Origin of the sequence: Pseudomonas sp. MYb118, assembly GCF_040947875.1 — a bacterium.
In the GTDB taxonomy this organism is placed as follows: domain Bacteria; phylum Pseudomonadota; class Gammaproteobacteria; order Pseudomonadales; family Pseudomonadaceae; genus Aquipseudomonas.
On the sequence record NZ_JBFRXN010000003.1, the window covers coordinates 583,395 to 595,810 of the forward strand.

General features: G+C 63.0%; 13 protein-coding genes. 11 read left to right on the forward strand and 2 right to left on the reverse strand.

Going from position 1 to position 12,416, the window contains the following annotated elements; genetic code table 11:
• Window positions 1-37: 37 nt before the first annotated feature.
• Window positions 38-445: a MerR family transcriptional regulator gene (locus ABVN20_RS24080; protein WP_368558251.1), complete on the forward strand. Its 408-nt coding sequence runs from the start codon at window positions 38-40 to the stop codon at window positions 443-445.
• On the opposite strand, the gene ABVN20_RS24085 is transcribed toward ABVN20_RS24080, so the two are convergent.
• A complete protein-coding gene (locus ABVN20_RS24085; RefSeq protein WP_368558252.1) occupies window positions 432-1,982 on the reverse strand; it encodes an MFS transporter in 1,551 nt (516 codons plus the stop codon). The two genes, ABVN20_RS24080 and ABVN20_RS24085, sit on opposite strands and share 14 nt — an antisense overlap.
• Window positions 1,983-2,147: 165 nt before the next feature.
• On the opposite strand from ABVN20_RS24085, the gene ABVN20_RS24090 reads away from it, so the two are divergent.
• The 10 genes from ABVN20_RS24090 to ABVN20_RS24135 all read left to right on the forward strand — a co-directional run bounded on the left by ABVN20_RS24090 (window position 2,148) and on the right by ABVN20_RS24135 (window position 11,973).
• Entirely contained in the window at window positions 2,148-3,014 is an 867-nt protein-coding gene (locus tag ABVN20_RS24090) for a LysR family transcriptional regulator (RefSeq protein WP_368558254.1), read from the forward strand.
• A gap of 379 nt (window positions 3,015-3,393) precedes the next feature.
• Window positions 3,394-4,953 carry a transporter associated domain-containing protein gene (locus tag ABVN20_RS24095; RefSeq protein ID WP_368558255.1) on the forward strand — a complete coding sequence of 520 codons (1,560 nt, stop codon included), beginning with the start codon at window positions 3,394-3,396 and terminating at the stop codon, window positions 4,951-4,953.
• Between the two features lie 342 nt (window positions 4,954-5,295).
• Window positions 5,296-6,144, forward strand: a complete 849-nt coding sequence (locus ABVN20_RS24100) for a transporter substrate-binding domain-containing protein (RefSeq protein ID WP_368558256.1) — start codon at window positions 5,296-5,298, stop codon at window positions 6,142-6,144.
• A gap of 52 nt (window positions 6,145-6,196) precedes the next feature.
• Entirely contained in the window at window positions 6,197-6,859 is a 663-nt protein-coding gene (locus ABVN20_RS24105; protein ID WP_368558257.1) for an amino acid ABC transporter permease, read from the forward strand.
• 8 nt (window positions 6,860-6,867) lie between these two features.
• Complete coding sequence (locus ABVN20_RS24110) at window positions 6,868-7,530, forward strand: amino acid ABC transporter permease (protein ID WP_192308128.1); 663 nt, start codon at window positions 6,868-6,870, stop codon at window positions 7,528-7,530.
• A complete protein-coding gene (locus ABVN20_RS24115; protein WP_368558258.1) occupies window positions 7,527-8,321 on the forward strand; it encodes an amino acid ABC transporter ATP-binding protein in 795 nt (264 codons plus the stop codon). The genes ABVN20_RS24110 and ABVN20_RS24115 overlap by 4 nt, the downstream gene beginning before the upstream one ends.
• A gap of 29 nt (window positions 8,322-8,350) precedes the next feature.
• Window positions 8,351-8,740 (forward strand): RidA family protein, encoded by a 390-nt coding sequence (locus tag ABVN20_RS24120; RefSeq protein WP_368558259.1) that lies wholly within the window; start codon window positions 8,351-8,353, stop codon window positions 8,738-8,740.
• Between the two features lie 154 nt (window positions 8,741-8,894).
• Window positions 8,895-9,659, forward strand: a complete 765-nt coding sequence (locus tag ABVN20_RS24125) for an IclR family transcriptional regulator (RefSeq protein ID WP_368558260.1) — start codon at window positions 8,895-8,897, stop codon at window positions 9,657-9,659.
• Window positions 9,660-9,699: 40 nt separating this feature from the next.
• Window positions 9,700-10,917 (forward strand): amino acid deaminase, encoded by a 1,218-nt coding sequence (locus tag ABVN20_RS24130; protein WP_368558261.1) that lies wholly within the window; start codon window positions 9,700-9,702, stop codon window positions 10,915-10,917.
• Window positions 10,918-11,055: 138 nt separating this feature from the next.
• Window positions 11,056-11,973, forward strand: coding sequence for a sugar kinase (locus tag ABVN20_RS24135; protein WP_368558262.1), 918 nt, complete (start codon window positions 11,056-11,058; stop codon window positions 11,971-11,973).
• Between the two features lie 119 nt (window positions 11,974-12,092).
• Here ABVN20_RS24135 and ABVN20_RS24140 read toward each other — a convergent pair whose 3' ends face one another.
• A complete protein-coding gene (locus ABVN20_RS24140) occupies window positions 12,093-12,368 on the reverse strand; it encodes a peptidylprolyl isomerase (protein ID WP_368558263.1) in 276 nt (91 codons plus the stop codon).
• Between the last annotated feature and the right edge of the window lie 48 nt (window positions 12,369-12,416).

The window sequence follows — 12,416 nt, forward strand, 5'->3', positions numbered from 1 at the left end:
AGTTAACTTTAATGTCAAGCAGGCAAATGAGGTCGCAATGAAAATCGGCGAGTTGGCGCAAAGAAGTGGCCTGAGTGCGTCGCGCATTCGTTTTTACGAGGCGCAGGGCCTGATCCGCCAGGTGGAACGCCAGGCCAACGGTTACCGCCGTTACCCGTCGCAAGTCCTGCGAACGCTGCAGATCATCCAGTGCGCCCAGCAGTCCGGCTTTACCCTGGATGAATTGAAGCGTTTGCTGCCGGACGCGACAACCGGGGCGGTCGATCACGACGAAGTGGTGGGCAGCCTGCAACGCAAGATCGAGCAGATCGAAACCATGCAGCGGCACCTGGCGCAGAACAAGGCGCAGTTGCTGGAGCTGATCGACAACATCGGCGCGCGCCCCGACGGCATGGGCTGCGAGGCCAATGCCGAACGGGTGCTGGCCTCGCTCAAGAGTTCGTAACGGCCGCCTGCGGTTGGCTGACGGGGTGAGTCGGGATCGGATTGCGCATCAATGTTCCGACCACCAGCGCACCGAGCAGGCCGAGCAAGCCCGCGACCGCGAGCAACAGGCTGAAACCGCCGACGAAGGCCTGGCGGGCCAGCGGTTCGACCAGCGCCTGGGCACTGTCCGGCAGCAGGCCCAGCGCCGCGGCCATGTCACCGGCCACCACCCGCGAAGCGATACCCTGCGTCTGTTCGAGCCACTGCGTGCCCTGTGCCGACAAGCTCGAGCGCAGCAATTGTTCTGTGTGACTGGACAGCAATGCGCCGTACACGCCCACCGCCAGCACGATGGCGCTGAAGCGCATGGTGGTGCTCATGCCCGAGGCCATGCCGGTGCGCTCCCGTGGCACGCAGGCCATGATGTTTTTCTGCGTGTCGCCGTTGAGCAGTCCGGCTCCGGCACCGGTCACCGCAATCGCCAGGGCGAAGGGCAGGTAGCCGCCGCTGCTGACGGCCCAGGCGCTGAGCAGGTTGCCTGCACCCACCAGCGTCAGGCCGCTGGCCATCATGGTCGCCGGGGCAAAACGGCTGGCCAGGCGCACTCCGATGCGCGGGCAGATCAACATGGTCAGGGCGAACGGCAACATGCCCAGGCCCGAGGCGATCGCCGAGAAACCCAGGCCGTTTTGCAGGTAGAACGGCAGCAGCGTCATCATCACCTGGGCGCAGCCGGCGTAGGCGAACATGCCCAGCAAGGCGCCGATGAAACGCGGGTGGCGGAACAGTTTCAGGTCAACCATGGGCCGCTGTTGCAGACGCTCGATCACCACGAACAGGCCCAGCAGCAGCGCGCCGCCGATCAGCCGGGCGTAGGTGGCGGGGTTGCCCCAGCCGATCCGGTTGGCTTCGATCAGGCCCCAGATCAGGCACAGCAGGCTGCCACTGAAGGCCAGGCTGCCCCAGGGGTCCAGGCGCGCCGATTGCGAGTCGCGGGATTCCGGCACGGCGCGCCAGACCATGACCATCAGCAGCAGGCCCACCGGCAGGTTGAGGTAAAAGATCCAGCGCCAGCCAATGTACTCGGTGATCAAGCCGCCTATGGTCGGCGCGGCGGTCATCGCCACCCCCATGCACGCGCCCCAGAATGCCCAGGCCTTGGCCCGTTCCACTTCATCGTGGAAGGTGTGGCCGATCGACGCCAGCGCCGAGGTCAGCAGCAACGCCGCGCCGACGCCCTTGATCGCCCGGGCGATGTCGAGAAACAGCGCATTGGGTGCCGCGCCACAGCCGATGGAGGCGAGGATGAACAGGCCCAGGCCACACAACAGGGTTTTCTGCCGGCCAAAACGGTCGGCGATGCTGCCGGCGGGCAGCAGCAGGGCGGCGAACGCCAGCATGTAGGCGCTGACCACCCATTCGATATCGGCGAAGTTCGCTCCCAGGTCCCGGGCAATGGTCGGCAGGGTGACGGCGACGATGTTGGTGTCGAGGACGATCAGCGAACAGACACCGGAGGCGGTCAGCAGCGTCAGGCGGGGATTGACCGGGCTCATGGTGTGATTGCCTTTTGAGCAAGGTCGCACCGGTTGGTCATGTTTTTGTGTTTGACGCACATGGCATGGGCTCTCTACTGTGATTGCCAGATGAGCTTATCGCGGCCGTCGGGTGGCTTTATTAGCCTGTGATCGGCATTTCATTACCTTTGAGCTAATGCGCTTATGGACATCCGTCATTTCCGCTACTTCCTGGCCGTTGCGCGGCAGGGCAACTTCACCCGCGCCGCCGAACAGCTCGGCATCGCGCCGCCGACCCTGACCCGGCAAATCCAGGACATGGAAAACGAACTCGGCACGCGGCTGTTCATTCGCCAGACCCGCGAAGTCAGCCTGACCGAAGCGGGCGCCGCGTTGGTCATTGAGGCCGAGGCCACCGTGCGCCAGTTCGAATACGCCCAGCAAAATGCCCAGCGCGCCGGGCGTGGCGAGATCGGCCATATCGAGTTGGGTTATGTGGCGTCGGCGGTGTACTCGGGGTTGCTGCAAAAGCAGGTGCAGGCGTTCAGCCGCGAATGCCCGGACGTCAGCCTCAACGTGCGCGAATACCCCATGGCCTCATTGCCGGCGATGGTGGTCGAGGGGCGCTTCGACATCGGATATGTGCGCTCGCCGATGACCTTACCCGAAGACCTGGAAGCCATCCGCCTGGATGCCGAGGGTTTTGTCCTGGCGCTGCCGAGCGAATCCTGGCTGTGCCGCCTGGGCGAGATCGGGCCTGAGCATTTGCAGGGCGAGACGTTCATCCTGCCGGAGCAGATCAGCGGCACCCTGCAAGTCGCCGCCCAGGGCGGATTCGCGCCGAAACTGGGGGCGCAGCCGGGCGGGCTGGTGGCGGTGCTGGCGCTGGTGTCGCTGGGGCAGGGGGTGGCGGTAGTGCCGGAGTCGGTGGTCGGGCATGTGGGGTTGCCGGGGGTGGTGTACCGGTCGATCAAGGGCAACGAGGCGAATTCGTGGCTGTCGTTGATTCACCGGCGGTTCGAGAAGTCGGCGGCGGTGATGCGCTATATTGAGCGGGTGCGTAATGGCTGAATTTCCCCTGTAGGAGCGAGCTTGCTCGCGATAGCGGCGGCACATCCAACATCTTCGTCACAGGCACACCGCTATCGCGAGCAAGCTCGCTCCTACAGGTCCACGCCATACCTCTACAGATTTTGTAATGATTTCCCACTGTGGGAAATATCCCTTTCCCCTGTACGCTCCAAGACCTTTTTTCTTTCAGGATTTGCATGAACACCCTCTCGGAGCCCCCCAGTTATCCTTCCTCCTCGCGCTGCCGCGCGCGCTTCACGCACGCGAAACATCCGGTCTTTCGACGCCTGAATTCCTTTGACATTGCAACCCCACGGCCTCTGCGCCGCGCCTTGCCGTGCCCGGCATTCTGAATTAACGAAGAGATCGAGACTTTCATATGGAATGGATAGCTGACCCCACCGCCTGGCTGGGCCTGTTGACATTGATCGTGCTGGAGCTGGTGCTCGGCATCGACAACCTGGTGTTTATCGCCATCCTCGCCGACAAGCTGCCGCCTGAGCAGCGTGACCGTGCGCGCATCATCGGCCTGTCCCTGGCCCTGATCATGCGCCTGGGCCTGCTGGCGAGTATTTCCTGGTTGGTGACCCTGACCCAGCCGCTGTTCGAAGTGTTCGACAAGAGCTTCTCCGGACGCGACCTGATCATGCTGTTCGGTGGTGTGTTCCTGCTGTTCAAGGCCACCATGGAATTGCACGAGCGCCTCGAAGGCCATGTCGGCGAGCGCACGGCCAATACCACCTATGCGCTGTTCTGGCCTATCGTTGCGCAGATCGTCGTGCTGGACGCGGTGTTCTCCCTGGACGCGGTGATCACGGCCGTGGGCATGGTCGATGAACTGGCGGTGATGATGATCGCCGTGATCATTTCCATCGGTCTGATGATCGTGGCCAGCAAGCCGTTGACCCGCTTCGTCAACGCGCACCCGACAGTGATCATGCTGTGTCTGGGCTTCCTGATGATGATCGGCTTCGCGCTGACCGCCGAAGGCCTGGGCTTCCACATTCCAAAAGGCTACCTGTACGCGGCCATCGGTTTCTCGATCCTGATCGAGGTGTTCAACCAGATCGCCCGTGCCAAGCGCAAGCGATTGATGCAGGGCCTGCGGCCAATGCGCGAACGCACCGCCCATGCGGTGATGCGTTTGCTCGGCGGGCGCAAGCTGGCGGTGGAAGAGGTGGGTGAAGAGATCGTCGACATGCTCGACAACGGCGAGGCGCCGAGCGAAGAGCTGTTCGACCGTCGTGAACGGGTGATGATCAGCGGCGTGCTACAACTGGCCGAACGACCGATCCGCACCTTGATGACCGTGCGCGCCGATGTCGATTATATCGACCTGGCCGATGACGCCGAGACGATTCGCACGCGTTTGATGCATTCGTCCTATTCGCGCCTGCCGCTGATCCGTGGCGGCGCGGTGGATGAACCGCTGGGCTTCGTGCACAAGAAGGAGCTGCTCAAGGAGTACCTGAGTGGCAACGAGCCGGACCTGGCACACCTGGCGCGTCAGGCCATCAACCTGCTGGACAGCTACTCGATCCTCAATGCCCTGGAGCAGATGCGCAAGGCCTCGACCCACATTGCCTTCGTGGTTAATGAATTCGGTGACTTCGTGGGTGTGCTGACCATGACCGACATCCTCGAGTCGATTGCCGGCGAGCTGCCCGACGCCAGCGAGATCGAGGGCCCGGACGTGATCGAGGAGAAGGGCGGTTTCGTGGTCAGCGGCGCGCTGAACCTGGCGCGGGTACGCCAACGCACCGGCTTCGCCGCCGAACCGACCGACGACTACCAGACCCTCGCCGGGCTGGTGGTGAGCCTGCTGGACCGCTTGCCGATGATTGGCGACAGCCATGAGTGGGAAGGCTGGCGGATGACCGTGATGTCGGTGGAAGAGCGGCGGGTGACGCGGGTGTTCCTGGCACGTATAGACGCCTGATCCACCGCTTTCGCGAGCAAGCTCGCTCCTACAGGGGAACGCATTCCCAATGTGGGAGCGAGCCTGCTCGCGATGGAGGCCCCGCGGGCGGGCTCGCTCCCACAGATATTTCCCGGTCCAATGTGGTGCAAATACCCGCCCTCTGTAGCCAACGGTAGCGCTACGCCATCTCTCCCTCGGGTAACACCCATCTCTCACCTTCACCCATCTCCCTGATTCAAAACACTTTTCAAATCCCCCTCCCGGCACGCCACAACCTGTGGCACACTTTCTGCTGTCTATTCCGCTGTTACATACTACATTCCGGTATAGCGGAATACACATCATCCAGGAGTGCTTGCCATGCATCGCCGACCTTCCTTGTTCAAAGCGTGTGTTTTTCTTTTTGCAGCTTCGGCTGCCGCCATGGGTGTGGCCCAGGCGGCGGACAGCAAGCTCGACAGCGTGCTGGCTCGCGGCAAGCTGATCGTCGGCACTGGCAGCACCAACGCGCCGTGGCACTTCCAAGGCGCGGATGGCAAGTTGCAGGGTTTTGATATCGACATCGGGCACATCATTGCCAAGGGCCTGTTCAATGACCCTGAGAAAGTCGAGTACGTGGTGCAGTCTTCCGATGCGCGGATTCCCAACCTGCTGACCGACAAGGTCGACATCAGTTGCCAGTTCATCACCGTGACCGCCAGCCGTGCCCAGCAGGTGGCGTTCACCTTGCCGTACTACCGCGAAGGCGTCGGCCTGCTGCTGCCTGCCAACAGCAAATACAAGGAAATAGACGACCTCAAGGCCGCCGGCGACAGCGTCACCGTGGCCGTGCTGCAGAACGTCTACGCCGAAGAACTGGTGCACCAGGCGCTGCCCAAGGCCAAGGTCGACCAGTACGACAGCGTCGACCTGATGTACCAGGCCGTGAACTCCGGCCGCGCCGATGCCGCGGCCACCGACCAGTCCTCGGTCAAGTACCTGATGGTGCAGAACCCAGGCCGCTACCGCAGCCCGGCGTACGCCTGGAGCCCGCAAACCTATGCCTGCGCGGTCAAGCGTGGCGACCAGGACTGGCTGAACTTCGTCAACACCGCCCTGCATGAAGCCATGACCGGTGTGGAGTTCCCGATGTACGCCGAGTCGTTCAAGAAGTGGTTTGGCGTCGAGCTGCCGACTCCAGCGATCGGTTTCCCCGTCGAATATAAATGACCCCGTGGGAGTGGGGCGGTGACCAGCCGCCCCGCTCAAGGTACTGCTGACCATGAACTATCAGTTGAACTTTGCCGCCGTGTGGCGCGATTTCGACACCTTGCTGGTGGGGCTCGGCCTGGGCCTGCAACTGGCGCTGGTGTCGATCGCCATCGGCTGCGTGATCGGCCTGATGATGGCGTTTGCCCTGCTGTCCAAGCACCGTACGCTGCGGGTACTGGCGTCGGTGTACGTGACGGTGATCCGCAATACGCCGATCCTGGTGCTGATCCTGTTGATCTACTTCGCCTTGCCGAGCCTGGGTATACGCCTGGACAAGATCCCGTCGTTCATCATCACTCTGTCGCTGTATGCCGGAGCGTACCTGACCGAGGTGTTTCGTGGCGGCTTGCTGAGCATTCCCAAGGGCCAGCGCGAAGCGGGCCTGGCCATCGGCCTGGGTGAATGGCAGGTCAAGGCCTACGTCACCGTGCCGGTGATGCTGCGCAATGTGCTGCCGGCGTTGTCGAACAACTTCATTTCGCTGTTCAAGGACACCTCGCTGGCGGCGGCGATCGCTGTGCCTGAGCTGACCTATTACGCGCGCAAGATCAATGTCGAGAGCTACCGGGTGATCGAGACCTGGCTGGTGACCACAGCGCTCTATGTTGCGGCCTGTTACCTCATTGCCATGCTGCTGCGTTACCTCGAGCAGCGTCTGGCGATCCGCCGATAGGAGGCCCCATGTACGAATCACCCAGTTGGTTGCATGAGTTGTGGGTTGCCCGCGAACCGCTGTGGCAGGGTTTTCTCACCAGTGTGCAGGTGTCGGCGCTGGCGATCCTGTTGGGCACGATGGTCGGCATCGTCGCCGGCCTGGTGCTGACCTACGGCAAGTTCTGGATGCGTGCGCCGTTTCGTTTCTACGTCGACCTGATTCGCGGCACACCGGTGTTCGTGCTGGTGCTGGCCTGCTTCTACATGGCGCCGGCCCTGGGCTGGAAGATTAGCGCGTTCCAGGCCGGTGCCCTGGGGCTGACGCTGTTCTGCGGCTCCCACGTCGCCGAGATCGTGCGCGGTGCGTTGCAGGCCTTGCCCAGCGGCCAGATGGAGGCGAGCAAAGCCATCGGCCTGACGTTCTACCAGGCGTTGGGCTACGTGCTGTTGCCCCAGGCCTTGCGGCAGATCCTGCCGACCTGGGTCAATTCCTCGACCGAGATCGTCAAGGCCTCGACCCTGTTGTCGGTGATCGGCGTGGCCGAGCTGCTGCTCAGCACCCAGCAGATCATCGCCCGGACCTTCATGACCCTGGAGTTCTACCTGTTCGCCGGATTTCTGTTCTTCGTCATCAACTACGCCATCGAATTACTCGGCCGGCACATTGAAAAGCGGGTGGCCTTGCCATGAACCAGACTCAAACCAACCCACAAAACGGCCAGCCGCTGCTGGACATTCGTGGCCTGCACAAGCAGTACGGCAAGCTCGAAGTGCTCAAGGGCGTCGACCTGACCATGCAGCGTGGCAACGTCGTCACGCTGATCGGCTCCAGCGGCTCGGGCAAGACCACGCTGCTGCGCTGCGTGAACATGCTCGAAGAGTTCCAGGGCGGGCAGATCCTGCTCGACGGCGAGTCCATCGGCTATGACGAGGTCGACGGCAAGCGCGTGCGCCACGCCGAAAAAGTCATCGCCCGCCATCGCGCCATGACCGGCATGGCCTTCCAGCAGTTCAACCTGTTCCCGCACCTCACCGCGTTGCAGAACGTCACGCTGGGCTTGCTCAAGGTCAAGAAGCTGCACAAGGACGAAGCGGTGGCCCTGGCCGAGAAGTGGCTGGATCGCGTCGGCCTGCTGGAGCGGCGCAATCATTTCCCTGGCCAATTGTCTGGCGGCCAGCAGCAGCGCGTGGCGATTGCCCGCGCCATCGCCATGAACCCGAGCCTGATGCTGTTCGACGAAGTCACCTCGGCCCTCGACCCGGAACTGGTCGGCGAGGTGCTGAACGTGATCAAGGGCCTGGCCGACGAAGGCATGACCATGTTGCTGGTGACCCACGAAATGCGTTTCGCCTTCGAGGTCTCGGACAAGATCGTTTTCATGAACCAGGGGCGCATCGAAGAGCAGGGGCCACCCAAGGAACTGTTCGAACGCCCGCAATCACCGCGCTTGGCCGAGTTTCTCAAGAGCACGCGGTTTTAAACACTCAATTTCAATCAGGAGAAACACTCATGAGCATTACTCGTTACGGCACCGGCAGCAGCGCGGCAGGCGGTACGCCTCGCCCTTTTGCGCGCGCCGTTGAAGCCGATGGCTGGCTGCATGTTTCCGGGCAGGTGCCGGCGCTGAATGGCGAGATCATCAGTGGCGGCATCGTCGAGCAGACCCACCAGACCATGAAGAACCTGATCGCGATTCTCCAGGAGGCCGGTTACGGCCTGGAAGACGTGGTACGCGCTGGCGTGTGGCTGGATGACCCGCGGGATTTCACCAGTTTCAACAAGGTCTTCGCCGAATACTTCAAACCCGAACACGCCCCGGCGCGGGCCTGTGTGCAGGCGAGCATGATGGTTGATTGCAAGGTTGAGATCGACTGTATTGCCTACAAGAAGAAGGCTTGAGAATTGTGGTGCGCCTATCGCGAGCAGGCTCGCTCCCACATTGGATTTCAGCGGTCACAAAATCCTGTGGGAGCGAGCCTGCTCGCGATAGCGGCCTCACGGTCGCCACTGCACTCTGGTTAAAATCCCGGCATTATCAAGGGGAACCACAGACATGACCGAAGACACCATCAAACGCCGGGCCCGCGGCCTGGACCGGGCGTTCGATATTCTCGATTTCCTCAAGGAAATCGGCCAGCCACTGCGCCCCAATGACATCGCCAGCGGCATCGGCAGCCCCAAGTCCACGGTCTACGAACTGGTGGCCTCGCTGCTGGAGCGACGCATTCTGGAACCTGTGGGCAAGGAAGGTCACGTCTACCTCGGTCGTCAGCTGTACTTCCTCGGCCAGGCGCACCTGCGCCATTTCGACCTGACCCGCGAAGCCGACCACGCCTTGCAGGAGATCGTCAGCCAGACCCGCGAAACCGCGCAGATGTGCCTGCTCAACGGGCGCAAATACACGGTGGCGCTGATGAAGGAGGGCGAGCGGCATTTTCGTATCTCGTCGGACATCGGTGAAAACGCGCCGATCCCCTGGACGGCTTCGGGGCGCCTGCTGCTGGCGCACCTGAGCGACCAGGCCATCGTCGACCTGATCGACCCCGACGACTTCATCCTGCCCGATGGCGAACGCCTGCCGCTGGAGCAGTTTCTCGGTGAGATACGCCAGGCCGGCGTCGATGGCTTTTTCTCCTTCGACAGCGTCGCCGACACCTTCACCCACTGCTTTGCCGCACCGGTCAAGGACAACAACGGCGTCGCCATTGCGACCCTGTGCATCGTCGCCCCCAGGGCTGATGCGAAAAACAACTACAACGACTATCGCCGGGTGCTGATCGACAGCGCCAACAGCCTCGCCCGGCGTATCAACGAATAACCGCGGCTGCCCTGCGGCCGCGACAGTGAGGAGTTCGACCATGTCTACTGCCCAAAATACCGACGCCGTGGCCAAAGGTGATGCCGCCATCGGCGCTCAACTGGTGCGCGACGTCAGCCTGCCGGCGCTGGTGCTGCACCGCGAGGCGCTGGAACACAACATTCGCTGGATGCAGGCATTCGTCAGCAACAGCGGCGCCGAGCTCGCGCCCCACGGCAAGACCAGCATGACCCCGGCGCTGTTCCGGCGCCAACTGGACGCCGGCGCCTGGGGCATCACCCTGGCCAGCGCCACGCAAACCCGCGCAGCGTATGCCCACGGCGTGCGTCGGGTGTTGATGGCCAACCAGTTGGTGGGCACGCCGAACATGGCACTGATCGCCGACCTGCTGGCGGATCCGACGTTCGACTTTTACTGCATGGTCGATCACCCGGACAACGTCGCTGACCTGGGCGCGTACTTCGCCTCTCGCGGGGTGCGCCTGAACGTAATGATCGAGTACGGCGTGGTCGGCGGCCGTTGCGGTTGCCGCAGCGAAGCCGAAGTGCTGGCCCTGGCCAAGGCCATCGACGCCCAGCCGGCACTGGCGCTGACCGGTATCGAAGGCTACGAAGGGGTGATCCACGGTGACCATGCCATCGCCGGCATCCGCGAGTTCGCCGCGTCGCTGGTGCGTCTGGCGGTGCAATTGCAGGACAGCGGCGCCTTCGCCATCGCCAAGCCGATCATCACCGCCTCGGGCTCGGCCTGGTACGACCTGATCGCCGAGTCCTTCGAGGCGCAGAACGCCGCCGGGCGTTTCCTCAGCGTGCTGCGTCCGGGCAGCTACGTGGCGCACGACCATGGCATCTACAAGGAAGCGCAGTGCTGCGTGCTCGACCGACGCAGCGACCTGCACGAAGGCCTGCGCCCGGCGCTGGAAGTCTGGGCGCACGTGCAGTCGTTGCCGGAACCGGGCTTTGCGGTGATTGCCCTGGGCAAGCGCGACGTGGCGTACGACGCCGGGCTGCCGGTGCCGTTGCTGCGCTACAAGGCCGGCGTGGTGCCGGCGGTCGGCGATGATGTCGGCGCCTGCAAGGTCACGGCGGTAATGGACCAGCACGCGTTCATGACCGTGGCGCCGGGGGTTGAGCTGCGGGTGGGGGATATCATTTCCTTCGGCACTTCGCACCCGTGCCTGACGTTCGACAAGTGGCGGGTTGGGGTGTTGGTGGATGAACAGTTGGGGGTGATCGAGACCATGGAGACTTGTTTCTAAGGCTTTAGACCGAGTTGCGGCCATCGCGGGCAAGCCCGCTCCTACAGGGGTTTTGTGAACACTGCAAATCCACTGTAGGAGCGGGCTTGCCCGCGATGAGGCCCTACCAGACAACACAAAACCAGGGACCCAACCCCCATGACCACCCCCAACACCCCCCGCATCGCCCTCATCGGCGAATGCATGATCGAACTGCAACACCACGCCGACGGCAGCCTGCAACAAAGCTTCGGCGGCGACACCCTCAACACCGCCGTGTACCTGTCCCGCGAACTGGGCGAGCACGGTCAGGTGGATTACGTCACCGCCCTGGGCGACGACAGTTTCAGTGACGCCATGTGCCGCAGCTGGGCCGAGGAAAACATCGGCCTGGGCATGGTCCAGCGCCTGCCCGGTCGCCTGCCGGGCCTGTATTGCATCCAGACCGATGACAACGGCGAGCGGCGCTTCCTGTACTGGCGCAACGAAGCGGCGGTGCGCGAGTGTTTCACCACCCCGGCCGCCACGCCGATCCTCAAAGCCCTGCCGGATTACGATGTGCTGTATTTCAGTGGCATCACCCTGGCGGTGCTCGGTGCCCAGGGCCGGGCCAAATTGGTGGAAGCCTTGATCGACGCCCGTTTACGCAGCGCCAAGGTGGTTTTCGACAACAATTACCGGCCGCGCCTGTGGGCGTCGGTCGAGGAAGCTCGAGCGGCGTATCGTAGCGTGCTGCCGTATATCGACGTGGCGCTGCTGACTGTCGACGATGAGCAGGCGCTGTTTCATTTTGCCGACTGCGAGGCGGTGTTCGCGGCCTACGAGCAGATCGGCACGCCGGAGGTGGTGCTCAAGCGCGGTGCCGAGCCATGCCTGATTCGTTGCAACGGCGAGTCGTTCGAGGTGCCGGCGCAGAAGGTCGAGCGGGTGGTCGATACCACGGCGGCGGGGGATTCGTTCAGCGCGGCGTACCTGGCCAGGCGGCTGATGGGTGGTAGCCCGGTGGAGGCGGCGCAGGCGGGGCATGGGTTGGCGAGTCGGGTGATTCAGGTGCGGGGGGCTTTGATTGCGCGGTGAATGGCCGCTGGCGATGCCAGCGGATCGCGAGCAGGCTCGCTCCCACATTTGATCTTCAGTGTTTGCGTGATCTTTGTGGGAGCGAGCCTGCTCGCGATAGGGCCCTAGAGGCCACCCCATCAATCCCTGAAAAACACCTGCACCAGGTGATAGCCGAACTTGCTCTTGATCGGCCCATGCACCACTCGCAGCGGTTTCTTGAAAATCACTGCGTCGATGGCCCCGACCATCTGTCCCGGGCGCACTTCGCCGAGATCGCCACCGCGCTTGCCGGACGGGCAGGTGGAGTATTTCTTGGCCAGCACGTCGAACGCTTCGCCCTTGGCGATGCGTTGCTTGAGCTGTTCGGCTTCTTCCGAGGTTTTCACCAGGATGTGGCGGGCTTGGGCTTTCATGATGCAGGTACCTGGGTGGTGACAGCGGGGCGCGCGATTATGCCTGAA

Bases quoted from the DNA above. Each gene is read 5' to 3' on its own strand.
- ABVN20_RS24080 (WP_368558251.1), top strand. From the start codon at position 38: ATGAAAATCGGCGAGTTGGCGCAAAGAAGTGGCCTGAGTGCGTCGCGC.
- ABVN20_RS24085 (WP_368558252.1), bottom strand. From the start codon at position 1,982: ATGAGCCCGGTCAATCCCCGCCTGACGCTGCTGACCGCCTCCGGTGTC.
- ABVN20_RS24090 (WP_368558254.1), top strand. From the start codon at position 2,148: ATGGACATCCGTCATTTCCGCTACTTCCTGGCCGTTGCGCGGCAGGGC.
- ABVN20_RS24095 (WP_368558255.1), top strand. From the start codon at position 3,394: ATGGAATGGATAGCTGACCCCACCGCCTGGCTGGGCCTGTTGACATTG.
- ABVN20_RS24100 (WP_368558256.1), top strand. From the start codon at position 5,296: ATGCATCGCCGACCTTCCTTGTTCAAAGCGTGTGTTTTTCTTTTTGCA.
- ABVN20_RS24105 (WP_368558257.1), top strand. From the start codon at position 6,197: ATGAACTATCAGTTGAACTTTGCCGCCGTGTGGCGCGATTTCGACACC.
- ABVN20_RS24110 (WP_192308128.1), top strand. From the start codon at position 6,868: ATGTACGAATCACCCAGTTGGTTGCATGAGTTGTGGGTTGCCCGCGAA.
- ABVN20_RS24115 (WP_368558258.1), top strand. From the start codon at position 7,527: ATGAACCAGACTCAAACCAACCCACAAAACGGCCAGCCGCTGCTGGAC.
- ABVN20_RS24120 (WP_368558259.1), top strand. From the start codon at position 8,351: ATGAGCATTACTCGTTACGGCACCGGCAGCAGCGCGGCAGGCGGTACG.
- ABVN20_RS24125 (WP_368558260.1), top strand. From the start codon at position 8,895: ATGACCGAAGACACCATCAAACGCCGGGCCCGCGGCCTGGACCGGGCG.
- ABVN20_RS24130 (WP_368558261.1), top strand. From the start codon at position 9,700: ATGTCTACTGCCCAAAATACCGACGCCGTGGCCAAAGGTGATGCCGCC.
- ABVN20_RS24135 (WP_368558262.1), top strand. From the start codon at position 11,056: ATGACCACCCCCAACACCCCCCGCATCGCCCTCATCGGCGAATGCATG.
- ABVN20_RS24140 (WP_368558263.1), bottom strand. From the start codon at position 12,368: ATGAAAGCCCAAGCCCGCCACATCCTGGTGAAAACCTCGGAAGAAGCC.